At 49.6% G+C, this 24833-nt stretch carries 18 protein-coding genes; 7 read left to right on the forward strand and 11 right to left on the reverse strand.

Annotation, left to right across the window (positions count from 1 at the left end; genetic code table 11):
* Positions 1-298: 298 nt before the first annotated feature.
* Entirely contained in the window at positions 299-1534 is a 1236-nt protein-coding gene (locus tag H7F15_RS18820) for an NAD(P)-dependent oxidoreductase (protein ID WP_185198584.1), read from the reverse strand.
* 282 nt (positions 1535-1816) lie between these two features.
* Between H7F15_RS18820 and gcvP the strand changes: the two genes are divergently transcribed.
* The 3 genes from gcvP to H7F15_RS18835 all read left to right on the forward strand — a co-directional run bounded on the left by gcvP (position 1817) and on the right by H7F15_RS18835 (position 6156).
* Positions 1817-4735 (forward strand): aminomethyl-transferring glycine dehydrogenase, encoded by a 2919-nt coding sequence (gcvP, locus tag H7F15_RS18825; protein WP_185198552.1) that lies wholly within the window; start codon positions 1817-1819, stop codon positions 4733-4735.
* A gap of 357 nt (positions 4736-5092) precedes the next feature.
* A complete protein-coding gene (locus H7F15_RS18830; RefSeq protein WP_185198553.1) occupies positions 5093-5461 on the forward strand; it encodes a hypothetical protein in 369 nt (122 codons plus the stop codon).
* Positions 5462-5571: 110 nt separating this feature from the next.
* Entirely contained in the window at positions 5572-6156 is a 585-nt protein-coding gene (locus H7F15_RS18835) for a DUF4136 domain-containing protein (RefSeq protein ID WP_185198554.1), read from the forward strand.
* A 2-nt stretch (positions 6157-6158) separates the two neighbouring features.
* Here the strand turns inward: H7F15_RS18835 and H7F15_RS18840 are convergent, their stop codons facing one another.
* The 6 genes from H7F15_RS18840 to H7F15_RS18865 form a co-directional block, all read right to left on the reverse strand.
* Entirely contained in the window at positions 6159-8438 is a 2280-nt protein-coding gene (locus tag H7F15_RS18840; protein WP_185198555.1) for a TonB-dependent receptor domain-containing protein, read from the reverse strand.
* Between the two features lie 146 nt (positions 8439-8584).
* Entirely contained in the window at positions 8585-10549 is a 1965-nt protein-coding gene (locus H7F15_RS18845; protein ID WP_185198556.1) for an OmpA family protein, read from the reverse strand.
* Positions 10550-10567: 18 nt separating this feature from the next.
* Complete coding sequence (locus tag H7F15_RS18850; RefSeq protein WP_185198557.1) at positions 10568-11503, reverse strand: type IX secretion system membrane protein PorP/SprF; 936 nt, start codon at positions 11501-11503, stop codon at positions 10568-10570.
* Positions 11504-11541: 38 nt separating this feature from the next.
* Positions 11542-14742, reverse strand: coding sequence for an ice-binding family protein (locus H7F15_RS18855; protein WP_185198558.1), 3201 nt, complete (start codon positions 14740-14742; stop codon positions 11542-11544).
* A 388-nt stretch (positions 14743-15130) separates the two neighbouring features.
* Positions 15131-16042 (reverse strand): lipoyl synthase, encoded by a 912-nt coding sequence (lipA, locus tag H7F15_RS18860; protein WP_255481333.1) that lies wholly within the window; start codon positions 16040-16042, stop codon positions 15131-15133.
* Positions 16043-16150: 108 nt separating this feature from the next.
* Positions 16151-16885, reverse strand: coding sequence for a hypothetical protein (locus tag H7F15_RS18865; RefSeq protein ID WP_370523767.1), 735 nt, complete (start codon positions 16883-16885; stop codon positions 16151-16153).
* Between the two features lie 64 nt (positions 16886-16949).
* On the opposite strand from H7F15_RS18865, the gene H7F15_RS18870 reads away from it, so the two are divergent.
* Positions 16950-17354, forward strand: coding sequence for an OsmC family protein (locus H7F15_RS18870; protein ID WP_185198559.1), 405 nt, complete (start codon positions 16950-16952; stop codon positions 17352-17354).
* A 25-nt stretch (positions 17355-17379) separates the two neighbouring features.
* Here the strand turns inward: H7F15_RS18870 and ytxJ are convergent, their stop codons facing one another.
* From ytxJ to H7F15_RS18890, 4 genes are read right to left on the reverse strand one after another with little or no spacing between them, the layout of a single operon-like run.
* Positions 17380-17730 carry a bacillithiol system redox-active protein YtxJ gene (ytxJ, locus tag H7F15_RS18875; protein ID WP_185198560.1) on the reverse strand — a complete coding sequence of 117 codons (351 nt, stop codon included), beginning with the start codon at positions 17728-17730 and terminating at the stop codon, positions 17380-17382.
* Positions 17731-17758: 28 nt separating this feature from the next.
* Positions 17759-18085 (reverse strand): hypothetical protein, encoded by a 327-nt coding sequence (locus H7F15_RS18880; RefSeq protein ID WP_185198561.1) that lies wholly within the window; start codon positions 18083-18085, stop codon positions 17759-17761.
* A gap of 34 nt (positions 18086-18119) precedes the next feature.
* Positions 18120-18329, reverse strand: coding sequence for a hypothetical protein (locus H7F15_RS18885; protein ID WP_185198562.1), 210 nt, complete (start codon positions 18327-18329; stop codon positions 18120-18122).
* A gap of 18 nt (positions 18330-18347) precedes the next feature.
* On the reverse strand, positions 18348-20327 hold the full coding sequence (locus H7F15_RS18890; RefSeq protein WP_185198563.1) for a thiamine pyrophosphate-dependent enzyme: 1980 nt from the start codon (positions 20325-20327) through the stop codon (positions 18348-18350).
* A 202-nt stretch (positions 20328-20529) separates the two neighbouring features.
* Here H7F15_RS18890 and H7F15_RS18895 point away from each other — a divergent pair, with 202 nt between their 5' ends.
* The 3 genes from H7F15_RS18895 to H7F15_RS18905 all read left to right on the forward strand — a co-directional run bounded on the left by H7F15_RS18895 (position 20530) and on the right by H7F15_RS18905 (position 24810).
* The gene (locus H7F15_RS18895; RefSeq protein ID WP_185198564.1) at positions 20530-21795 is read left to right on the forward strand and encodes a pitrilysin family protein; all 1266 of its coding nucleotides are present in this window, start codon (positions 20530-20532) and stop codon (positions 21793-21795) included.
* A 945-nt stretch (positions 21796-22740) separates the two neighbouring features.
* A complete protein-coding gene (ispF, locus tag H7F15_RS18900) occupies positions 22741-23226 on the forward strand; it encodes a 2-C-methyl-D-erythritol 2,4-cyclodiphosphate synthase (RefSeq protein ID WP_185198565.1) in 486 nt (161 codons plus the stop codon).
* Between the two features lie 33 nt (positions 23227-23259).
* Complete coding sequence (locus H7F15_RS18905) at positions 23260-24810, forward strand: M28 family peptidase (protein ID WP_185198566.1); 1551 nt, start codon at positions 23260-23262, stop codon at positions 24808-24810.
* Positions 24811-24833: the final 23 nt, after the last annotated feature.

The raw sequence follows: 24833 nt of genomic DNA on the forward strand, positions 1-24833 counted from the left end.
TCACTTTCCTTGCCCTTCCTGCTGAACGGGGAGGCAAAAGTAGCAACCTTTTGCCGTTTTGCAAACCCGGCCTGTAAAGTTTTCCTTCCCGCTCCCTTAAGTGGCTGGAAATAAGCCGGATTATTTTAAAAGCTTTTCATACACTACAATTCTAACCTGACTCTCTTCAGTTACTATCATATTATATAGTATGCTCTTTATAAATACCATCTATAGGATGCCTATACTGCTTCCTTAAAACAGCAAAAGCTCCGGAGGCAGGCTCGGAGCTTTTGTTTATAGTTAATGATTTATAATATTACACTTGCTCTTTATTAACAACCGCACTATCCGCATACTCCTGCAGGTACTTATATTTCTCGGTCAGCTCGCCATCCTTGGCTATAGTTGCTCTGGCCAGCATACCACCTTCATCGTTGTTAAAGAACTGCGGAAACACATAGTCTATGATATTTCGACCGAAGTCGCGAGAGGCGTTGCGGGGCAGTTCGCATGGCAGGTTGTCAACAGCCATTACCGTTATGTTGCTTTCAGAACTATAGGCAGCCTCTAATTCTCCTGTTGTTGGGTTATAGTCGTAAACCGGGTCTGGTATAGTGGTGGCGCGCTTGGTGGTAGGTATAGAGCCATCTACATCGCAGGTAATGTCGGCTATAGTATCTATTTTGAAATCGGGTTGGCGGATGTCTTCTTCCGAGAACAGCTTAGGCGCCTGCGGGTTCCAGTAGGCACAGGCCAGGAGCAGATCGGTTACGCGGGTAAATTTGCGGAAGGTGCTTTCGTATAGTTCCGGGTGGGCATAAAAGTCAGGAGAGTCCCATACTTCCACATCAGGCCTTCTGTTATAGTCGCCCGAGTGCAACTGGGCATACACTGGCTCTGTGAATTGCTTATATAAATAGTCGAAGACACTTACTTTACGGATTCCCATTTCATCCAGCACTTCCATGGCGCCGCCTGCTACGCGTCCGCCACCGGTTACCGCAATTTTAATGGCAGGCAGTTTTACCTTAAAGAACTCTTCCCGCATATCATCCATGTCGTGGCACAGGTAGGCAGGCTTCAGGTCGAAAAGGTTGTGCTTTTTGCCATAGGTGAGAATACCATTATAAGCGCCAACTATACCGGCGTACCGGCCAAAAGCAACTACACGGTGGCCTTCGTTATCGGTTAGCAGCTCATAGTCTATTAATGTGATTTTTTTGTCGAGTACCGCGCGCAGCAGTTTGGCATTGTGCGGTTGCTTTTTTATAGTATGCGAAAAGAAGAAATAAGTCTTGTTTGGGATCAGTTGGTCTACAGGCACTTCTTTCACGCCCATCAGCACATCACAATTACTCAGGTCCTGCTGCAGCGGTATCCCCAGCTCTTTATATTCTTCATCCGAAAAACATCTTACTTCGCTTGGCTGCACCAGCACTTCAAGGTCAGGAAATTCCTGGGTAGCTTCTTCGCATTTTTTTGGTGTTAGCGGCACCCGCTTATCTACAGGCACCTTTCCTTCTTTAATAATACCTACTTTAACCTTGGTCATGTGCAGATTCATGAATTGTTCTTGGATTTCTGATGTTTGAAACTATAGCCATGCCCCTACAGGGCAAGCACTAAACAAGCGGCCGGATATTGTGTTTAACAGTTACAGCTACACTATAATTATATGTATAAGCTGCACCCGGCAAAGGCGTTAAGTATTTACTTTTCGTGGTTCAATATAAAAACAAATACTGTTACTTTTGTGGAAAATCATGAGGAGCTTAGTGCCCCTTAGTTACCAAGAAAAAAATTAACCCAATTTCCCAATCAATATTTCATCGATATGATATTTAAAACCAAACCTGCAGACGTGTTTAAGGAGCGCCACAACGGCCCCGACAAAGAGCAGATGCAGGACATGCTGCAAACCATCGGGGTAGACTCGCTGGACCAGCTGATTGAGGAGACCGTACCGGCCGCCATTCGCCTGAAAAGACCTTTGAACCTGCCAGCAGCCCTGACGGAGACAGAGTTTCTGAACCAGTTCTCGCAGATCGCGAAGCAGAACAAAATATACAAGTCGTACATTGGCTTAGGCTATAATGATACGATCATGCCCCCGGTTATACTCCGTAATATTATGGAGAACCCGGGTTGGTACACAGCTTACACACCATACCAGGCCGAAATTGCACAAGGCCGCCTGGAGGCTTTGATCAATTACCAGACCATGGTGATGGACCTGACCGGCATGGAGATTGCCAACGCATCGTTGCTGGATGAAGGTACTGCTGCTGCTGAGGCCATGGGAATGTTCTATGCACAGCGTAAAGGAGCACGCAAAAACGCGAACCGCTTCTTTGTATCTGACCTGGTACTGCCACAAACTATAGACGTACTTACTTCGCGTGCTACACCAATCGGCATTGAGCTGGTTATCGGCGATCACCGTGAAGTTGACTTCTCTGACGAAAACTTATTTGGTGCCCTGGTACAGTATCCTGCTGCCGACGGCGCCATTTTCGATTATACAGACTTTATTGCAAAGGCGCATGAGAACGATGCTTATGTAGCTGTTGCTGCTGATATCCTTTCGCTTACGTTGTTAACATCTCCGGGCGAGATGGGTGCTGACGCTGTAGTGGGTACTACGCAGCGTTTTGGTGTGCCAATGGGCTTTGGTGGTCCGCACGCAGGTTACTTTGCTACAAAAGATGCCTTTAAGCGCGTAATTCCGGGTCGTATTATTGGTATTTCGGTAGATGCGGAAGGTAACAGAGCGTACCGTATGGCCCTGCAGACGCGTGAGCAGCACATCCGTCGTGAGAAAGCAACTTCCAACATCTGTACGGCACAGGTATTACTGGCTGTTATTGCCGGTATGTATGCCGTTTACCATGGCCCGCGCCGTCTGAAGTATATCGGTTTAAATACTCACTCTCTTGCACAACAGTTAGAGAAAGGTTTGAAAGCCGTAGGTTTTGAGCAGCAGAACGAGCAGTATTTCGATACGCTGAAGATCGCTGTTGAAAGTGCTGAACTGAGAGATGCGATCCGTACGGAAGCTGAGGCTGCAGGTATCAACTTCCGTTATTTCGGGGAGAACAACATTGGTATCTCGCTTCATCAAAACACCAACCTGGCCGATGTAAAAGCAATAGTTGCTGTGTTTGCAAAAGTGGCTGGTAAGTCTGCGGATGTGCTAACGATAGATGCGCTACCGGAAGAAACTGAAATCACCTGGTCGGATAAACTGATCCGCACAAGCGAGTACCTGACACATGAAGTGTTTAACAAGCACCACTCTGAGCACGAGATACTGCGTTACATGAAGTACCTGGAGAACAAAGATATTTCTCTTGTTCACTCGATGATCTCGCTGGGCTCTTGTACCATGAAGCTGAATGCTACCGCTGAGATGATTCCGATCACGTGGCCGGAAATCGGGCAATTACACCCGTTTGCACCAGCTGACCAGACAAAAGGTTATGCGCAGATATTTAAAGACCTGGAAGCATGGCTTTGCGAGATCACCCGTTTCGATGCCGTATCATTGCAGCCAAACTCTGGTGCACAAGGCGAGTACGCTGGTTTGATGGTTATCCGTGCGTACCACGAGTCACGTGGCGATCATCACCGTACAGTTGCGCTTATCCCATCTTCTGCACACGGTACTAACCCGGCTTCGGCAGTTATGGCCGGCATGAAAGTGGTTATAGTTAAGTGCGATGAGAAAGGTAACATTGATGTAGCTGACCTGCGCGCGAAAGCAGAACAATATAAAAATGAGCTGTCTTGCTTAATGGTGACTTATCCTTCTACACACGGTGTATATGAGGAGTCAATCGTTGAGATCTGCCAGATCATACATGACAACGGCGGCCGTGTTTACATGGATGGTGCCAACATGAACGCTCAGGTAGGTTTAACTTCGCCGGCACACATCGGTGCTGACGTTTGCCACCTGAACCTGCACAAGACATTCTGTATCCCACACGGTGGTGGTGGTCCTGGCATGGGCCCAATTGGTGTGGTGAAAGACCTGGCTCCGTTCCTGCCTGGCCATGCTGTAGTTGACCTTGGCCGTAAAGATGCCATTCATGCGGTGTCGGCTGCGCCTTGGGGGTCTGCATCTATCCTGCCTATTTCTTATGCCTACATTGCCATGATGGGTCCTGATGGCCTGACAGAGGCTACGAAGTTTGCTATCCTGAACGCCAACTATATGAAGGCACGTTTAGAGAAGCACTACCCGGTACTGTACGTTGGTTCTAAAGGCCGTTGCGCTCACGAGATGATCCTGGATTGCCGTGAGTTCAAGAAGTATGGCGTAGAAGTGGAAGATATTGCGAAGCGTTTGATGGACTATGGTTTCCATGCGCCAACCGTATCGTTCCCGGTTGCAGGTACGCTGATGGTAGAGCCAACCGAGTCTGAAGCACAGGAAGAACTGGACAGATTCTGCGATGTGATGATCTCAATCCGCGAGGAGATACGTGAGATTGAAGCCGGCAAAGCGGACCAGAAGAATAACGTGCTGAAAAACGCGCCACATACCTTAAAAGTAGTGATGGTAGAGAACTGGGAAAGACCTTACTCACGTGAGAAAGCAGTGTTCCCGATGGCTTACCTGCGCGACAACAAAGTATGGCCAACCGTTAGCCGCATCGATAGTGCCTATGGCGACCGTAACCTGGTTTGCTCGTGCGCTCCGATTGAAGCTTATAATGAAGACGGAAATGAGATGGTAGCTATCGGCTAACCGAATTATCCTATAGTTTCAGAAAGCCTGGCCACATTGGTCAGGCTTTTTCTTTTACTCCACCCTATCAAAAGTCACGACAAACCCCTGAATTTCATCGACAAATCATCCATTTTCCTTTCAAAGTGTATTATTCCAATAAATTTATAACCGCCTAAACCTGACGTTAAGATTTTTTTAAAAAATTTTTAAAAAATTTCATTCTCAAAAAATGCATTTAAACGATTTAATCGCGGTTTTATAACTATGCTAATAAAACTATATGATTATTTTTTACATATTTCGCTATTTGTATATATAAAATCCATAACTTTGCAACCGTTAAATCGTTAGAGTAGTCAAAAAACTATAAACAATATGAAAAAATCAGTATTACTACTTACTTTTATTACGATTCTGGTAATTAGTTATACTTCCGCATCTGCGCAGGTTGCCACTATGAGTAGCCTTGCTCTACGTTTAGCACAAGGTGCTGCTAACACTCCAACCGGAGCTGCCATGCTTACTTCCGGTGGTACAGTTGCTGCTTCGGCCGCAAAGGTTCATGTTGCAGTATTGCCTATCTTTATCCAGCCAGCTCAGTCGCCGGTTGTTTCTCCGGTAGCTGTTCCTTTCTCTGTAGAGGCAACTATAGCCCCTGCCGTAACAATGGACCAGGAGCTTGCTTCTTTCATCAGCCAGGAGCGTGCAGCTAAGCAGCGCAGCTGGTTCCGCAAGAAAAAGTAGTTCGCTACAGCTTATAGTTTGCGATAGCCCTCGCGGCTGATAGTGCGTATAGGTAGGTGTCTCCACTTACTCAGCCCATGCACTACTCTCTAAAAACAACCCCAGTAATTTTGTGGAAGGCCCTAACAGTGCTCCTGTTTGTATGGAGCACTGCCTGCACCACCGGCCCCGTTACCCGCAGCACTTACAGCGAAACCGCTAACTTCAGGGTGTACCAGACCTACGCCTGGTATAAAGCAGAACTGCCCAGCCCTATAACCGGCGGTGGCCGCGGCTATAGTACGCTTTTAGATCAGCAGATAAAACTTGCCGTAGAAAGCGAACTGGTGAAGAACGGGCTGCGCCCCAATGAAGAATCTCCTGACCTGCTTATTGCTTACGACATTGCCCTGCCCGCTACAGATGCTTCGGAAACGGATACTGTGTATGCGCCGGGTTTTGGCTATGGCTATAGTTACTGGTATGGTTACCGCTACCGCTACAACACAAGCGGCATACCTGCCTACAGAAGTGTAGCATCGCTGCCGCCCGGCACCCTGATCGTAGACCTGATAGACCCAAATACCAACAGTTTAGTATGGCGCGGATGGTACGAAGCCGGCCTTGACCCGGTGGTGGCCGGCGACAAGGACATAAACAAAGCGGTTGCCAACGTCATGTCGCAATACCCGCCGGTGCCCGTTACTTCCCAGTAGATTTACCTGAGCTTATAGTTTAGCTTTATGCCGGTGTAGTAGTTACGGGGCGGTGCCGGCTGGTAATATCTTCCGCCAAAAGCATTCAGGTCGTTTCCTAAACTATAGTTTTCATCGGTCAGGTTATCGATCCCTGCAAAAACATCCAGCTGCAGGGCACTGGCTATAGTTCGCCGCAGGCCAAGTTTTGCACCTGTAACCAGGTAGCTTTCGGCGTACACGGTGTTTGCGTCATTCAGCGGTATTGCGTCGGTGTAGTTTGCCCGTAGGTGCAGGTAAAAGCCCGGCCTGGTCCTGATATCAAACCCGGCAGAAAGTACGTGCGGCGCTACCCCGGTCAGGCGATTGCCGCTATAGTTGTCTGTGTTTTGCTGGTACTCCTTAAACCGGAAATGGCTGTAGGTGTAGCTTGCCCATAGTTTGCTGTAGCTTATCCAACTGGCAGGTGCATCCACTATTGTATAGCTCAGTGCTGTTTCCAGCCCCTTTTGCGAGGTGGCTCCTACGTTCCGGAACACAGCCACACCCGATGTGCTCTGCCGGCTCACAATGGTCTCGTTCAGTCTGAAGTAAAACCCAACCACATCAACGTATAGTTTGCGCTGCAGGGCGTAGCCTCGCACACCCAGTTCATAGTTCGTGCCTCTCTCTGGTTCCAGGTCATTGTTAAAAACGCCGTCAGAGGTCAGTATCTCTTCTTCAGTCGGGGGCGAGAAACCGGAGCTGATGCTGCCATGCACCGATACCTGATCATTCAGTTTTTTTAGCAGCGCAATGCGTGGAGAGAGGACCGTTTCGAAATCTTTAACGAAACTATAGTTGCCGGTCGTCACCTGGGCCAGTCGCTTTGTTTTATACTGTGTGTCGTTCAGGCTCAGGGCAAGCGTCAGAATAAAGTCCGATGGCAGCTCCAGTTCGGCCTGCCCGAAAACAAAGCCGGTTCTGGCAGTAATTTCGTCGTCGGAGCGCAGGTTGCCGGCTGTGCCGCTGTTATTGTCATAGGTGCGGGCCACTTCCAGGCTCCTCTGAAACTCGCCCCCAAAGGTAAAGGTGGTAGCAATAGTTGCGATAGTGGTGTTGTGCGCAAAGCTGCTCCGTGCCCCGACCTCCTGCGAGGCGTTGCGCTCATAGTCTGTATTGAACGGATGGTCGCGGAAACGTTGCATGCCATACACCAGCGTAGCATTGCTCCAGTTGTCGTTAAAGCTATAGTTGTGCTTCAGCCCGATGAGAAAGCTTTCCTGGTTCATGGAGGCATTCTGTTTTACACTCCCGAAGTCACCGCCCCGTGCCTGGTTTGGGTTCTGGTTATATTGCTCCAGCGTAAGCCCGCCCGGCAGCTCATAGTACAGATCCGAATAAATAAGGTGCGAGGTGATGGTCTGCTTTTCAGAAAGATAAAACTCCGGCGAAATCAGCAGCACTTTCCGGTTCATAGCCGACTGCTCTCTAAAACCATCGTATTCCTGCTGGTTATACTGTACCAGCACATTGCTCTTCGCAGACCCCACTCCTGCTACGGCACTGTATTTCCGGAAACCAAACGATCCGACTGTTACACCAATGCCAGCTTCTCTCCCCAGTTCTGCACGGTCTGGTTCCAGTAAGATTGCGCCGCCGGTTCCGGCCCCGTACAGGCTGCCTGCTGGTCCTTTCAGCACTTCTACACTTCCAACACTGGCGGCATCTAACAAATTAAGCGCGGTGGTGCCGTTGGCCTCGGTCAGTGGTATGCCGTTGTAGTACAGTTTCACGTTCCGGATGCCATACGGCGAGCGCAGCGTGCTGCCCCGCACCGAAATACGGTAACTGGCCGGAGCACGCTCCTCCATCTGTACGCCCGGCACTGTATTTATGGCCCTTACCAGCGAGCTTTCGTCGGTTTGCTGCAACACATCGCTGTTAATTATACTGATGGCGCCTGCCGTTTCGAGCAATGGCCGGTTGGTCTGGTACCCCTGCACACTTACTTCGGGGAGAACCATGGGGCGCGGCTGCAGCTGTATGTTATAGTTTGTGGTCTGCTCCGGCGCTATAGCTATAGTATCGGTTACAAAACTGATGTGCGAGACGACCAGGTACGTTGCCTGCATGGGCACGGGCAAACTATAGCTTCCGTTAAGAGTGCTTTGGGTAACCTGGCCGGTGCTGGCTTTTATGGTTGCGCCAACTATAGGTTGCTGTGTATGGGCGTTGGTAATGGTGCCTGTAACTATAGTTTGGGCGGCAGCTATAGTTGTAAACAGGCAGGTACAAATATATAAGAGTATCGTTTTCTTCATGGGTGGGCTGTAAAGCTCATTTCTGAACGTGCAGCAGCGTACAATGTTTACGACAGCGCCAGTAAAGCAAAAAAGCTCCGAAGAATCTGCGGAGCCTTTCCAAACTATGAAAGCTAATGAGAATTTCTATATCAAGCTGATATGTCTTATTTTATCTTGAACTCGGTGCGTCGGTTCTGCTGGTGCATCTCTTCAGGGCACTCTACGCCATCTGTACAGTTGTTCACCAGCCTCGATTTACCGTAGCCCTTTGCCGTCAGGCGGTTTTTGTCTATGCCTTTGGATACGAGGTATTCCACTGCAGCCTGCGCCCTGCGCTCCGAAAGTGTCAGGTTATATTTTTCGCTCTCGCGGCTGTCGGTGTGTGAGCTCATTTCTATTTTAAGCTCCGGATTGCTTTGCAGTACCGTTACCAGTTTATCCAGCTCGGCAGCTGCATCCGGACGTATATCCCACTTATCCAGGTCGTAGTAAATGTTCTCGAGCACAATTACCCGGTCCACTTCATTTTTATCGAACAGCAGGGCTACCTGTACTGTGTCGGAGGCCGTGACAGGGATAGCGGCTACGGCTTTCTGGGTCAGGTATCCGTTTTTGGTGCCCGTCAAACTATAGTTTCTGCCTTTGTGCGCCGGCATAAAATACTGGCCCTTAGCGTCGGTGGTCACGGTTTCGGTGTTGGTAGTAGCTTCCTGGGTAATGGCAACACTTACCTGTGCCAGTGGCGTGTCGGCAGCTTTTGCGTTTTGCTTGCGCTCCAGTGTAGTAATGGCCAGCACTGCCGGTTTCAGCAGCACATTAAAACTATAGATGTCGTCGGTGCCATTGCCAGAGTCGCGGTCTGAGGATAGCATGCCACGCTCACCAGGCTCCGTGAACATAATGCCATAGTCGTTTTTAGGCGAGTTGATCGGATAGCCCAGGTTGCGTACGCCGGACCAGTTGGCGTGTGTGCCTTCTGCCGAAAAAATATCGAGCCCGCCCATGCCGGCATGTCCGTCCGAAGCAAAGTATAGTTTACCGCTGGCATCGGCATACGGAAAGCTCTCGCGGCCCGGTGTGTTTATAGTTGGTCCTGCATTTACAGGTTGTCCCCAGGAGCCATCTGGCTGGCGCTCGGTATAAAAAATATCAGTGTCACCCAGGCTGCCGGGCATATCGGAAGCAAAGTAGAGGATCTGCCCGTCTGCCGACAGCGCCGGATGACCTACTGAATACTCAGTAACATTGTTATAGGCAAAAGGCTGGATGTTGCCCCAGGTTTCGCCTTCTTTCTGTGCCAGGAATATCTCGAGGCGGTTGATATGTTCTGGTTTTTCGGGCTCGTTTACCCAGCTGGTAGGGTCAGGGTTGCCGCCTTTGCGCTGGCGTACCATGTGCGTGCGGGTAAAATAAAGCTGCTGTCCGTTTTCGGCGGCTGATGCCGTAGCATTGTGGTATTTGGAGTGCAGCACATCCTGCAGTGCTACCGGTGCCCCCCAGTTGCCTTGCGCATCCGGCTCTGCCGAAAACAGCTGCAGGTACGGGCGGCCTGTCCAGCCGTACACATCCGCCTTTTTATCGGAAGCAACACCACGATCTGAGGTAAACAGGATGCCTTTGCCAAACGGTACCGGGCTAAAGTCGGAGAAGCTGCCGGCATTTATAGTGGTTAGTTGCTGTACTTCGGCGGTCGGCTGCTGCATCAGTTTCTGAGCTTCGTCTACAGCAGCCATTTTTTTCTGGGCCTGCTCTGCATGTTCCGGCTGCGCCTCAGCCCACTTCATGTACTGTTCTTTTGCTTCGGCAAATTTACCGTTGCTGCGCAGAGCTTCTGCATAATAATACAGGTTCATGGGGTCGCTGCCGGGCAGTTGCACCGCTTTGGCGTACCATGCTTCGGCCTGTCCGGTCTGGCGGGTAAGGCGATAGGCATCGGCAATGCGCTGTGTGGTCTGGGCATCCGGCTCCCGTTTTGCAATAGCTGCCTTATAATGGTCCAGTGCCAGGGCATAGGAGCTCTCACTAAAGAGCCTGTTCGCCTTTTTAAGGTCTGATTGTGCATGTGCTGCTGTTCCAAAGCTAAGGAGCACAGCTGCAACAAGGTATATGGGTGTAAACTTATAGTTCATAAACGTTCTGGCTATCGGTTAAAAGTATTGCGGGGTCATCATTCTGGTATCTTTCTTTCTGAAGAAGTAATACCCTACCGAAATTTCGTGTGTGTTAAAGGAGTCCAGGCCATTCAGCATTTTATCGTAAGCATAGCCCAGCCGTAACGAGCGGTGAATCATCAGCTCCCCTATAAAGGCAACTGCCGTGCGGTTCTTCATGCCCGACATTTCCGGCGTGTCGTTAAACAGGTTCATGCTGGTGCGGTACGAGCTGCCCAGCCATAGCCGGTCGGCCAGCAGTACAAACGCGTTCAGGTCAATAGCGGTAGGTGCGTTAAAATCCTCTTTTACCAGAATGCTTGGCTTGAGCTTTACAAAAGGCCCCAGATCCATTACATACCCGGTCGTGAAGTAGTAGTGGCGCTCAGGCTCTACCTGGTCCATGTCCTTGTACTGCAGCAGGTCGGATGCAGATAAACCGGCATAAAAACGCTGTGTATGGAAGTAAGCCCCGATCTTCACATCTGCTTTAATGGTACTCATAGGCTCTGCCGGTATGGCCGGGTCGTCTTCAATCCCGAATTCATTGCCGTCTACTTTGGTTTGTACCAGCCCCGGCGCCAGACCAAAGCTCAGCACACCATTCTCGCTGACAGGCAGCTTTACCGCCAGGTTGGCATAAGCCGAGATCACCGACTGCGCCCCTATCTGGTCGCGGGTCAGTGCCAGGCCCAGCCCCAGCTTGTTGTTAGCCGAAATACCGTCGATGCTGAGCGCCTGGGTGGTTGGGGCGCCTTCAATGCCCGTCCACTGCGCACGGTGGAAGGCATTTACGTTTAGCACATTCTTGCTACCAGTATAGGCAGGGTTAATGCCCATACTGTTGAAGATGTATTGGGAGTACTGCGGGTTTTGCTGGGCGCTCGCCGTTACGGCAATAAGCAGGACCAGCAGGGTATAAACTATTCTCATTGTATTAAATGTTTTTGTCCTTTTGTTTGGCCTGATGCTTAGCGGAAGATGGTTACATAACCTGTAAACACCTGGTCTTTGCCATCGCATAGTTTCACGAGCACTTTATAGAAGTAAGTTCCCTGTTCCAGTCCGTTTCCGGTCCAGTCGTTCTGGTAGTTCTTCTTCTTATATACTTCGGTGCCGTAACGGTTATAGATCATCACTTCGTTGCCGCTGTATTTCTCCAGGTTCGCTATCACCCAGTTGTCGTTCTTGCCATCGCCGTTCGGGCTAAAGGCTTTCGGGAAGTTCAGGTTACCGTTCACTTTGCTCATATCCAGGGCAAGTACCGCTTCCGGGCTCGTGCAGCTGCCGGTTACGGCCACTACTTTAATATCGCCGGACACGTTCGGGTTATCTGCTTTTACCTTGATGGCTGTAGTGCCCTGCCCCGAGATAATGGTGCAGCCTGCCGGAACCGACCAGGTATACCCCGTAGCTCCAGGAACTGCGGCAATACTGAAGGCAAGCCCATCGCAGTAAGTGCTGTTATCTGTAATAGTTCCTGCTGATGCCGGTGGCGTTGTTACTGTTGTGTTGTAGCTAACTGTTCTGGTATCGTGGCATGGCGTGCTTACGGTTACACTCACTTCGCCGCTACTGGTGCCGGCTGCTACTGTTATAGTGTTGGTGCCGTCACCGGATACAATGGTCCAGCCCTGCGGCAATGTCCACTGGTAGGTAGCGTTCTCCTGGGCCGTTACGGTGTAGGTATTGTCGTTGCTGCCGGCGCAGGTATTATCCGGTCCTTCTATGGCCAGGTCAGCAGTCAGTACGATCGGGGCTACCGCTATAGTTGCGGTTTCGCTGTCGCCGCAACCGTTGGTTACGCTTGCAGTTACATTGCCTGCTCCCTGACCTACAAGTACCTCTATTGTTGGCGTATTCTCTCCGGATACGATGGTCCAGCCTTGTGGCACGGTCCAGTTATAGTTGGTAGCGCCTGTTACTTCGGCTACGCTATAGGTTACTGTTGATCCGGTGCAGCCGCTTGTTGTGCCGCTTATAGTTGGCAGTGCCGGTACATTGTTGGCCGTAACGGCTATAGTTGTAACTGCGCTGCTGCCACAGGCATTATCAGCAGTTACGCTAATGTTGCCACCGGCTGTTCCGGCTTTTACAGTTATCTTATTCGTGCCTTCTCCTGAAGTAATGGTCCAGCCTTCCGGCAGAGTCCAGGTGTAGCCTGTAGCTCCTGCTACTTCTGCTACTTCATAGGTTGCATTTTTTCCGGCACATACTTCCGAAGCTGATGCTACAAAAGCTGGCTGTGCAGGTGCTGGCGTTATTCCTATTGTCAGGGCATCCGAAGTGCTGTTAAAACAACTGTTGCTGGCCTTTACAGCTATAGTTCCGCCGGTAGCTCCTGCGTTTATAGTTGCTGATGTGGCTGTAGTTGCTGTTATGGTTACATCGCCGGTCACGATCCACTCATAGGTCACGCCCTCTACGGCATTGGTTATAGTGTAGGTCAGACCGTCGGCGTTGGCGCAGGCAGCCGCGGTGCCAGCTATAGTTGGTTTCTCAACCGCCGGGGTTACAACTATAGTTTTAGCTGTAGTATAAGCGGTGCCGCACAGGTCAACTACATTTACGGTAAGTTCGCCGCCGGTATTTCCTGCTTTTATCGTGATGGTGGTAGCTGTACGCGCTACTTCGGTAAAGCCAGCTGGCAGCGTATAGTTGTAGGTTCCGCCTGTCACTTCGGTTATGGTCAGGGTCAGTTCCTGGCCTGCGCAAACGGTGCCGTTGCCGGTTATAGTCAGCCCCGGATCGTCGCAGGTCACGTTTATTGGTTCTTCATCGTCGTTATCGCCTGGTTCCGGGTCCGGCAGGTCTGGTGACGTGACAGCGGCTATGTTTTTGATGGTGCCGGCGGCTACGATGCGGGCAACTACTGTTAAAGTAGCGCTCTCGCCGTTTGCCAGAGTACCAATTATGTACTTGCCTGTTACCGGGTCGAAAGTACCTTTTGTTGTTTGGTGACTGGTGTATTGAAGCCCGGCAGGCAATTGTTCGGTTACCTCAACATTGGTAGCTGCATACGGACCATTGTTGGTTGCCACGATGGTATAGGTTACTTCCGAGCCTAATTTATGCGGGCCTGCACTTGCCGATTTGGTTACACTCAGGTTAGCAGATGGCTCCGGTACATCTATCGGGTCTTCGCCGATGTTGTCGCCCGGGTTCGGATCCGGGTCGCGGCCAATAATGGTAACGCTGTTCTTCAGTTCGCCTGTGGCTACTACTTTAAATACCAGCTTCAGCGTAGCCGACTCGCCGTTCTCCAGCGTGCCTACTTCCCAGATGTGGGTAGCTTCGTTATAAGTACCTTTCGAGCTGCTTTCAACACGCACAAACTCCAGTCCGGCCGGTACATTTTCTCGCACGATAACGTCGGTGGCTGTGCCTGGGCCATTGTTGGTGGCGGTGATGGTATAGGTTACTTCCGAGCCAACTACATAGGTACCTTCGGCAGCTGCTTTGCTTACTTTCAGGTCGGTAACCACCACGTTTGGCAGAAATATGTTGTTATTGTTCAGGTTTATCTGCCCGTTTATCGACTGCACACGCCCGATCACAACCACGCCGTTGCCCAGCGTAATATCGCCCTGCGACAGAATAGTGCCCTGAAAGCCCGTAGAGCCACCCAGGTTTACACCTCCTGTTACTACCCAGTAAATATTGCTTGGCTGAGCTCCGTTCATAGCCAGTACACCGGCAGCCGGTGCATCCGTCAGCAGGTCACCATCTACAATGAACACAAACTTGGCGTTCACATCTCCGTTTCCGGTTAGGGTTACCACGCCTTTAAAGCTGGCATCGCCGGTTATTTTGTAAACACCGGGCCCCAGCGGAAGCAGGGAGTTCCCCAGGTCGTTATGCAGGGGTGTGGCCGGCGTTCGGGCATACAACGCGTTATAGGCTACCAGTGCATCCTGATGAGCACTAATAGCCGAGGCTGTATTCTTTTCGATCTTGCCATTTTTTACAACCAGTCCGGCTTCACCATTTATCGTACTTCCCGGGCTTACACCCACGTTTCCGGTAATTCCTGATGCACCGCTGTTATTGATCTGAGAGGAAGCGAGCACTGCATAACTACTTGCATTGCCCAGTACATCTGTTGCCTGTCCGTAGCTAAGGGTAACACTAACAGCACAGATGAAACAAATCAGCAGTAGAAATTTATTCATATACGTATTTTGAAATGAGATATGCGGAGAGCAGAATATATATAGATACAACTATACATATTGAACAATTTCATTTACTTAAATAATATGAATATGTTGTGCTGAATTCGAAAAATAATATGTATCAATATAATAAGACGCATATATATATAATAATTTATATTTTTCACCTCAAAATATAGTAGTAGCCTTATATAACACACCATGCACTTGTGTCAAAAAAAATATTATAATCATCCAACCTATAGTTGCTCCAGATGAATGGTTTCCCCGGCAAACAGGCTATAGTTGCGGTTGCTGGAAAGGTGACCGGGATAGATTTCAGCCAACAAAAAAGCCCTGCAGCGGGTCGGCTGCAGGGCTCTTGTTATAACTATAGTTAAGTTGGCTATACGTTTACGTGGCGCTCGGCGTGGTACGATGACCTTACCAGCGGCCCCGACTCCACATACTTAATACCGCGGCTCAGACCTTCTTCGCGGTAATGAGCGAACAGATCCGGGTGTATGAACTCCGCTACCTCAATATGCAGTTTGGTTGGCTGCAGGTACTGGCCCAAAGTTAAAATATCGCAACCGTTGGCAGCCAGGTCATCCATGGCCTGGTACACCTGCTCACGGGTTTCGCCTAAGCCCAGCATAATACCGGTTTTGGTACGTTTGCCGTACTCTTTGGTACGTTTTATCTGCTCCAGGCTGCGCTCGTACTTGGCCTGCGGGCGCACCTGGCGGTATAGCTCCTTCACCGTCTCCATGTTGTGCGATACTACTTCCTGCCCCGCCGAGATCATGGTGATCAGCGCATCCCAGGTGCCTTTCACATCCGGAATAAGGGTTTCTATAGTAGTAGATGGGGATAGTTCTTTAACCAGCTTTACCGTTTCGTGCCAGATGGCAGCGCCACGGTCCTTCAGCTCATCGCGGTTAACCGACGTAATAACGGCATGCTTTACACCCATCAGCTGGATGGCCTCTGCTACGCGGCGTGGCTCATCTACATCGTATTCATTCGGGCGGCCTGTTGCCACAGCGCAGAAAGAGCAGCTGCGGGTACACACATTCCCTAAGATCATGAAGGTAGCCGTACCTGCGCCCCAGCACTCACCCATGTTCGGGCAGTTGCCGCTCTCGCAGATGGTATGCAGTTTATATTCGTCTACTATGTTACGTACTTTGGCGTATTCCTGCCCAACAGGAAGCTTTACGCGCAGCCAGTTTGGCTTACGGATCTTGCCATTCTCGCTCAGTTCGGCAGGAGTGGTATTGGGCTGTATTACCGGAAGTGATATTAATTCATCCATGCTGCAAAGATAGGAAGTAATGCGTTAACACACATTAGCATAAGACCTAAGTTTTATGCCGTGCTACCTTGCAACAGCCCCGGGAAAGGTTTTGTTCGGAAAGGGATGTTATTTACGGCGGCCGTAGTAGATATTGAGATACACCGACGTGAAAACGCTGTTGTTCTGCGCCTCCGGGATAATGACCATCTTTTTAGTGAAAGCCTCTACCAGCACACCTACTTCTACGCCGGCAATACTCTCATTGTAGCGGCCATACTCAAAGCTCAGACCGGCCTTGCCATGCACACCAATGTTCAGTTCAGATTCGCCGAGGCCTGTAAACACACCGGCACTGCCCAGTATAAACTCTTTGTTCACATGCTTCACAGGATCATAGCGCTCGGTACGGATATCCTCGAAGCCGCTCATGCCATAGTTGTACTGGATATAGTAAGGCGCCAGAAACCCCAGCGATGGCCCGATGGCCCCTATTGCATTTACCTGCACCCCTGACTCGGCGGCCTTCCGGAAAAGTACCAGTTCGCGGCCATATTGCGGGCGCACTACAAACAGGTAACTTTGCTTGCCTATAATAAAGGAATCGCCTGTCTGGCCATACACACGCAGCTCCCGGGGGTGTTTTACTTCCACTATCTCCAGGGCGCCAAACTGCAGCACATCGTCGTTTATAGTGTAGGCCGATCGCACAAAAACGCCACCTATAAGCCCGCCATTCGAGTTCAGGTTTACACCATAGCTCAGTTCGTTTCTGAAGCTCTCCTCTTCCTCAGACTGAGCAAGCACCGGCCGCGCTACAACAGCCAGCAGAAGCATTAAGGCGAAAGCGATGAATCGTATCACTTTATTTAATTTAGAGTTTGTTTAAAAGTAAGTAAATTCACGTTCCTTTTCAAATATTTAGATTATGGCAACTATCCAAAATAAATACCTGGGCGAACTGCGCACCACGGCACAACACCTGGCTTCAGGCAACGCGATCATTACCGATGCACCCTTAGACAACAACGGTCGCGGCGAAGCTTTTTCGCCATCAGACCTGGTTTGCGCCGCGCTTGGCAGCTGCATGATGACCATTATGGGCATTGTGGCTACCCGCAACAACATTGCCATCGAGGGCATGGAAATAGAAACTACTAAAATTATGGCTGCCGAGCCCCGCCGCATCGCCGAAGTGGTGCTGACGTTTAAAATGCCGGCCAACAACTATACTGCAAAAGAAAAAGCCATGCTGGAGAATGCGGCACGCACCTGCCCGGTTGCGCTAAGCCTTCATCCGGAAATAAAGCAAACGGTAAGTTTTATATACTAAGTACATTTAAGCTAAAAAGTTGCCGCTACTGGTTGGTAGTGGCAACTTTTTTCTTCAGTTCGTCTAAATTTATGCCCAGGTGCGATGCATGGAACGTACACATACCATCCTGCACCAGCAGCAGCTGCGGCGACTCGTGGCGCACCTCCAGCACTTCTGCCACCTCGTTCGATACTGGTCTGTAAGAAAGCAGGTCCAGGTAATACGTTTTAACATGATCCAGGCCTTTATCGCCCCATTGACGCTCCAGCCTGCTTTTGGCCGTTGCACTGATAGAGCATGTGGTGCTGTGCTTGAATATAACGATCGGGCCCTGTTTTGATTCTTCTAAAATGCTGTCTAATTGTTCGGAGCTGTTCAGTGGGTGCCAGTTCATGATGTATGCGTTGTATTGATTCAGGTATTTATACGCCTTCCTGCTTCTTTGTTGCCTTCTTGCGGAATATTTGCTTTTTCTTGTGTGGCTTGCCGGTATCGTCGTACTTGTACTTCCGGCGCTCGTCGCGCTTAATAGCACGCTTACGGGCCGCCTCCCCTTTTTTATACGTGTAGGTATTGGTATTCAGGTGGGTTTCCTTGTAAGTCGATTCTGTCTTGCGGGCCTCCTTCAGAAAGCGTTTCTGCTCTTTTTTGTGCTTGCTATCTGTAGTGGCCTTTATCTGGGCAAAAGTACTTTCAGTAATCAGTGAGAAAGCCAGGCAAAAGATAAGTAATGTAAAAAGTTGTTTCATAGGGTAGCTGGTTAGGTTGGTGAAGGCAAATCCGTCAGAAAAGCAGGAATTTCTTTTTCCGCTTTTGTACCCTTCCGTTCTTATCGGTAGGTACTTTTATGGCTTCCAGTCCTGCTGCACCCTTTGCCTGTACTTTCATGCTTTTACCGGTTGGCGACGGGCAGGGAATACCCTTGTTTCCGCATCCGACAAATAAGGAAAGCGCAGCACAGAACAGTAAAGAGTACAGCAGGCGGTTTATCATAGCATGTAATTTTATAGTTTAGTACGCCAGTATGGCTTCCACCTTTTCGCGCAGGCGCTGTTTCGGCAGAAACTCTGCTTCCAATGGCGGTGCAAACGGTATAGCGGTGTCTAAGCTGGCAACACGGGCTACAGGCCCATCCAGGTGCTCAAAGCAGTTTTCGGCTATCCAAGCTGCAATTTCGCCTCCTATCCCGCCGGTCAGGGTGTCTTCGTGTAGTATTATAACGCGTCCGGTCTTAGCTACCGTATTTTTTACGGCTTCTTTATCCCATGGCAGCAGCGAACGCAGGTCCAGAATCTCGATGCTGGTGCCCGGCATTTCCTGCTGTAGTTGCTTGGCCCAGTGCACGCCCATACCGTATGTTATGATCGATAGGTCTTCGCCTTCGGCTACTGTTTTCGCTTTGCCAATTTCTACGGTATAGTAATCATCCGGAATCTCCTGTGAGATAGAACGATATAATAGCTTGTGCTCGAAATACATCACCGGGTTCGGATCTTCAATAGCGGCGTTCAAAAGTCCTTTAGCATCATACGGAGACGACGGATAAACGATCTTCAGGCCTGGTGTGTGGAAGAACCAGGCTTCGTTGCTCTGCGAGTGGAACGGGCCGGCTGCGGTACCGGCACCGGTAGGCATGCGCACCACCACATCGGCGTGCTGCCCCCAGCGGTAATGGCTCTTGGCCAGGTTATTTACTATCTGGTTAAAGCCCACGCTCACAAAATCAGCAAACTGCATTTCTACCATGCTCTTCTTGCCCTTCACCGACATGCCCAGGCCAATACCAAGTATAGCCGACTCGCAAAGCGGGGTGTTGCGTACGCGCTCTTTTCCGAATTTCTCTACAAAGCCTTCTGTTACCTTAAATACTCCACCGTATTCGGCAATATCCTGACCCATCAGTACCAGTTCCGGGTAGCGCTCCATGCTCTGGCGTAACCCGTCTGAGATAGCATCTACAAAGCGTTTCTCGGTTTTAGCTCCTGAGGCTGGCGCCACCGGTTGCTGCACATACGGTTTGTACATGTCGGCAATCTCTTCCTGCTTATCGGCAACAGGCATTGGCGTGGCAAAAGCGGTTTGTAGACCGGCTTCAATCTCGGCCTTTATTTCTTCGCGTATCGTTTCTACAGCCTTTGGCGTCAGCACCAGGTTATCCAGCAGGTACTTCTCATAGTTCTCTACCGGGTCTTTTTTCGCCCACTTCTCAAACAGCTCCTGTGGCACGTATTTGGTACCGCTGGCTTCTTCGTGGCCACGCATTCTAAAGGTCATAGCTTCGATCAGCACCGGGCGCGGGTTCTTGCGCATGCTGGCCGCTGTCTGGCGAATGGTGTCGTACACTTCCAGTAGGTTGTTGCCGTCTATCTGCAGGGCATCCATGCCATAGGCCGGGCCTTTATCTATAAACTGCTTAAACTTAAACTGCTCGTTGCTTGGCGTAGACAAACCATAACCGTTATTCTCGATCATAAAAATAACCGGCAGGCCCCACACAGCCGCCACGTTCAGCGCTTCATGGAAATCACCTTCACTGGCTCCGCCATCGCCGCTATATACCAGCGTCACTTTCTCTTTTTTGTCCAGCAAATCAGACAAAGCGATACCATCGGCTACAGCCAGTTGTGGGCCCAGGTGCGAGATCATACCCACGATGTGGTGCTCGTTAGAACCAAAGTGGAACGAACGGTCGCGGCCTTTTGTGAAGCCGGTCTTTTTGCCCTGGAACTGCGCAAACAGTCTGTCTAAAGGCACATTTCGGCTGGTAAAAACGCCTAAGTTGCGGTGCAGCGGCAGTATGTATTCGTCCTGCTCCAGCGCCATGGCCGAACCTACACTTATTGCTTCCTGGCCAATGCCGGAAAACCATTTGCTTACCTTGCCCTGGCGCAGCAGCACCAGCATGCGTTCTTCTATCATGCGCGGCATCAAAATAGCGCGGTAAAGCGAGATCAGTTCGTCGTCGGAGTAGTCTTTGCGGTTATAGTTCATCTTAAAAAGGAAAACCTTGTTACAGGCAGGCAAGTTACTATATTAGGTTCAGCAACAAAATATAGTAGCTAATTTATACTTTTGATCTTTGATAAGATACTAGACGCTAGATTTTAGATTGTAGACTTCCATGAGATTAAATGAATGGCTATAGTTTAAAATCTAACATCTAATATCTATAATCTAACGTCTTACCAAAACGATGATACAGTTTAAAGAATTTACCTTAGATAACGGGTTGCGCGTGATCGTGCACGAAGACCATACTTCGCCGATGGCGGTTTTAAATGTGCTGTACGACGTGGGCTCGCGCGACGAAGTGGAAGAGCATACTGGTTTTGCCCATTTGTTTGAGCACCTGATGTTCAGCGGATCGGTGAACATACCGGTGTATGATGAGCCCCTGCAACGCGTAGGCGGCGAGAACAATGCCTTTACCAGCCCGGATATCACCAATTATTACCTGACCGTGCCGGCACAGAACATCGAAACAGGTTTCTGGCTGGAGTCGGACCGCATGATGGACCTGGCTTTTAGCGAACACGGCCTGGAGGTGCAGCGCAAAGTGGTGGTAGAAGAATTCAAGCAGAACTACCTGAACCAACCTTATGGCGATGTGTGGCTCAAACTGCGTCCGTTGGCCTACAAAAATCATCCGTATAAATGGGCAACTATAGGTAAGGAAATCGCGCACATCGAGGATGCGACCATGGATATTGTAAAGGCTTTTCACCGAAAGCACTACTCTCCAAGCAATGCAATATTGGTGGTGGCCGGTAACATCACCTTCGAGCATGCCAAAGAGCTGACCGAAAAATGGTTCGGACCGATACCTGCCGGTGAAAAGTACACCCGAAGCATCCCGAATGAGCCTCAGCAAACCGAGCCGCGCGTGCTGGAAACTAGTGCCGACGTGCCGCTAAGCGCTATCTACAAAGCCTACCACATGCCGCACCGCACACATAAAGACTACTATGCCATTGACCTGATCAGCGATATTCTGGGCCGTGGTAAGTCGAGCAGGTTGTATGAGCAACTGGTAAAAGAGCAGAAGTTGTTCAACTCTATCTCAGCATCGGTAACCGGAAGTATAGAACCAGGCTTACTGATCATTCAAGGCAAACTGAACGAAGGCGTAGATTTACAGGAAGCCAACACCGCCATCGAGAAAATAAACCAGGAACTGATGGATACGTTGGTAGATGCAGAGGAACTGAACAAAGTAAAGAACCAGGCCGAAACCAGTTTGGTATTCTCCGAAATTGAGCTGCTGAACCGCGCTATGAACCTGGCTTACGGAAAACTCTTAGGCGATGCCAACTTTGTAAATACCGAAGGTGAAAAGATACAGGCTGTAACTCCTGCTGATATCCAGCGCTGCGCGAAGCAGGTGCTTAATCCAAATAACTGCTCTACGTTGCTTTATAAAGCTGAGAAGAAAAAGGAAGAAGTAGTAGCTGAAGCGTAGGCTATAGTTACATTAAAGTTTAGCAAAAGGCTGCAACTCAAAACTGCAGCCTTTTTTATAGTCTATAGTTGTTTTTAATGTCATGTCGAGCGAAGCCGAGACATCTTATATGTCTTAGAGTTAATCCCCACACTTTTGTCATTTCGAGTGTAGCAAGAAATCTATCTCAGCTTATAGTTGATACTCACGAGCTATAGTTCTATAGTTTGCTTTGCCTACTACTGGAACCAAGGCATCATTCTATAGTTTCCTCTGATCTTGGGAGCTCTAAGAGCCTATCGTTTTATAGTTGGTTTAGCTCCCTCTGAGGCCGGGAGGCCCCGTCTTCGGGCATCGCGCTGCTGCCTTCTTGCTATCCTCCTGCGTCGGATTGCCTGCGGCACCGCAACAAGTCAAAGGCGCTCAACCCAAAGACTGATAACAGTTCGATAGGTTATGATTTAACTATAGATTGCCTGATGTCTCCTAGTTATAGAAGATCTGCTTTTCTCGTGGTTATAGATCCTTGTGTCAGGCTGCGCCTGCCTGCTCGTGGTCTGTAACTATAGAACTATAGCTGAAACTATATCAGTATCAGAGCTCCCCTCCTTAGACAAGGAGGGGCAGGGGTGGTTTGACCAACAGAAACAATGAAACTATAAATCAAACTATAGCAAGGGTAGAAAGTCTCCTCTTGAGAGAGTAAGGGTGTGTATGCTAACTATAGAACTATAACTCAAACTATACCCACAGCTCAAATCCTGAAAATCCTGATTCTGACAAACTCCCTCTCTTGTTCTTGTTATAACAGGCCTATTCATAATTTATAATTCTACTACGCTGTATTAAACCTTGGCACCATATCAAACGTCAAAGAAACTATATAGCCGCTACCGTATAATCATATTTTTCCGTTAGATTTACTTTTACGACTATTCGCTTATTGTTAAGCATTTACCTTTACCTATGAAATTAAAGATCAGAACCGGCTTCGGCTACGACGTGCACCAACTACAGGAAGGGCTCGATTTCTGGCTGGGCGGTATTAAAATTCCGCATACACATGGCGCACTGGGCCACTCCGATGCCGATGTATTAGTCCACGTTATCTGCGATGCGCTGCTGGGTGCCGCCAATATGCGCGACATCGGCTTCCATTTTTCAGACAGAGACCCGAAATACAAAGGCATCGACAGCAAAATACTTTTAAAAGAAGTGGTACACCTGCTTGCCCTCGAAGGCTACGAGATCGGCAACATCGACTCTACCATCTGCCTGCAGGAGCCAAAGGTAAACCCACACATCCCGGATATGAAGAAATGCCTGGCCGGCGTCATGAGTATTTCGGAAAGCGACATCTCCATAAAAGCTACTACTACCGAACACCTCGGTTTTGTGGGCAAAAAAGAAGGAGTGGCCGCTTTTGCTACCGTGCTTATCATCAAACAATAATAACCTGACTAAACTGTAACTTACCTTAAAACGATGAAACACCTGCATACCTATGGGTTTGTACTGGCCGCTCTGCTCGCTTCGGGCTGCGCATCTACCAGTAACACAGCCTCTAAAACACCCGTTACTGATGCCGAAAAGCTGCGCGCCGCTGCAACCACTTACGGCAACACCATCACCGCCGCCGACCTGTCGAAGCACTTAACCATTCTGGCTTCGGATGAGTACGAAGGCCGTAACACTGGCGAGAAAGGCCAGAAAATGGCTGCTGAATACATTGCAAAAGAGTTCAGAGAAGATGGCCTGGTGGGACCTGTAAAGAACGGACCGAACCCATACTACCAAACCTTTGACCTTGAAAAAGGCAACTGGGGCGACGGCTATATGATGGTGGGCTCTAAGAAGTTTGCCATGATGCAGGATTTCTTCCCGATGGGTTCATCGATCTATACCACAGAGCAGAGCGCTGCACCGGTGTTTATTGCCGATAACGCCCCTGTTGACACTGCCAGCCTGAAAGGCAAAATGCTGGTTACAATGGTTGGCAACATAACCGACTTCGAGAAGAAGATGAACGACCTTGGGCAGGTAGCCCGTAAAGCAGAAGCTGCCAGCATTATGTATGTGCTTTCGCCGGAGGCCTTTACCATGATGAACCAGCGCTACGCCAATCGTCTGCGCCAGGCTTCTATCTCTATGCCAGGTAAAACCAACAACCGCCGCACTACTACCTTTATTGCATCGCCGGCACTGGGCGCCGCCATTTTAGGCACTACCCCTGCCAACCTGAGCGCTACAGCTACCAACTATAAGCCTGAAGCCAGCATAAAAGTACTGACGCAGCGCAACACCACACCACTGCCAACCGAAAACATACTGGGCTTTATTGAAGGCTCTGACAAGAAGGATGAGATTGTTGTGGTAACTGCCCACTACGACCACGTAGGAATGGAGGAAAGTGCCCAGGGAGATGACAAGATCTTTAACGGCGCCAACGACGACGGCTCTGGTACGGTAGCTGTAATTGAGCTGGCCGAAGCGTTTGCACAAGCCAAAAAAGATGGCAAGGGTCCGCGCCGCAGCATCCTGTTCATGACGGTTACTGCCGAAGAAAAAGGTTTGCTGGGATCAGAGTACTACTCAAACAACCCGATCTTCCCGCTGGAGAACACGGTTGCCAACGTAAACATCGACATGATCGGCCGCATGGACTTTGATTATGAGAAGCAGAACGACAGCAACTATATTTATGTGATCGGTGCAGATAAACTGTCATCGGAGCTGCATGCCATTAACGAAGAAGCCAACCAGAAGTACGTGAACCTGAAGCTGGACTATAAGTACAACGACGAGAACGACCCGAACCGTTTCTACTACCGCTCAGACCACTACAACTTCGCCAAACACGGTATTCCGATCATTTTCTACTTTAACGGGGTACACGCCGACTACCACAAGCCAAGCGACTCAGTAGACAAAATCCTGTTCGACAGCGCTGAAAAAGTAGCCCGCCTTGCCTTCTACACTACCTGGGAACTCGCCAACCGCGACAACCGCATAGTAGTAGACAGCAATAAAAAGTAAACCTTTATAGTTAGGAAGTTAGA

Origin of the sequence: Pontibacter sp. Tf4 (assembly GCF_014212495.1) — a bacterium.
In the GTDB taxonomy this organism is placed as follows: domain Bacteria; phylum Bacteroidota; class Bacteroidia; order Cytophagales; family Hymenobacteraceae; genus Pontibacter.

Bases quoted from the DNA above. Each gene is read 5' to 3' on its own strand.
- H7F15_RS18820 (WP_185198584.1), bottom strand. From the start codon at position 1,534: ATGACCAAGGTTAAAGTAGGTATTATTAAAGAAGGAAAGGTGCCTGTA.
- gcvP (WP_185198552.1), top strand. From the start codon at position 1,817: ATGATATTTAAAACCAAACCTGCAGACGTGTTTAAGGAGCGCCACAAC.
- H7F15_RS18830 (WP_185198553.1), top strand. From the start codon at position 5,093: ATGAAAAAATCAGTATTACTACTTACTTTTATTACGATTCTGGTAATT.
- H7F15_RS18840 (WP_185198555.1), bottom strand. From the start codon at position 8,438: ATGAAGAAAACGATACTCTTATATATTTGTACCTGCCTGTTTACAACT.
- H7F15_RS18845 (WP_185198556.1), bottom strand. From the start codon at position 10,549: ATGAACTATAAGTTTACACCCATATACCTTGTTGCAGCTGTGCTCCTT.
- H7F15_RS18850 (WP_185198557.1), bottom strand. From the start codon at position 11,503: ATGAGAATAGTTTATACCCTGCTGGTCCTGCTTATTGCCGTAACGGCG.
- H7F15_RS18855 (WP_185198558.1), bottom strand. From the start codon at position 14,742: ATGAATAAATTTCTACTGCTGATTTGTTTCATCTGTGCTGTTAGTGTT.
- lipA (WP_255481333.1), bottom strand. From the start codon at position 16,042: ATGGATGAATTAATATCACTTCCGGTAATACAGCCCAATACCACTCCT.
- H7F15_RS18870 (WP_185198559.1), top strand. From the start codon at position 16,950: ATGGCAACTATCCAAAATAAATACCTGGGCGAACTGCGCACCACGGCA.
- ytxJ (WP_185198560.1), bottom strand. From the start codon at position 17,730: ATGAACTGGCACCCACTGAACAGCTCCGAACAATTAGACAGCATTTTA.
- H7F15_RS18880 (WP_185198561.1), bottom strand. From the start codon at position 18,085: ATGAAACAACTTTTTACATTACTTATCTTTTGCCTGGCTTTCTCACTG.
- H7F15_RS18885 (WP_185198562.1), bottom strand. From the start codon at position 18,329: ATGATAAACCGCCTGCTGTACTCTTTACTGTTCTGTGCTGCGCTTTCC.
- H7F15_RS18890 (WP_185198563.1), bottom strand. From the start codon at position 20,327: ATGAACTATAACCGCAAAGACTACTCCGACGACGAACTGATCTCGCTT.
- H7F15_RS18895 (WP_185198564.1), top strand. From the start codon at position 20,530: ATGATACAGTTTAAAGAATTTACCTTAGATAACGGGTTGCGCGTGATC.
- ispF (WP_185198565.1), top strand. From the start codon at position 22,741: ATGAAATTAAAGATCAGAACCGGCTTCGGCTACGACGTGCACCAACTA.
- H7F15_RS18905 (WP_185198566.1), top strand. From the start codon at position 23,260: ATGAAACACCTGCATACCTATGGGTTTGTACTGGCCGCTCTGCTCGCT.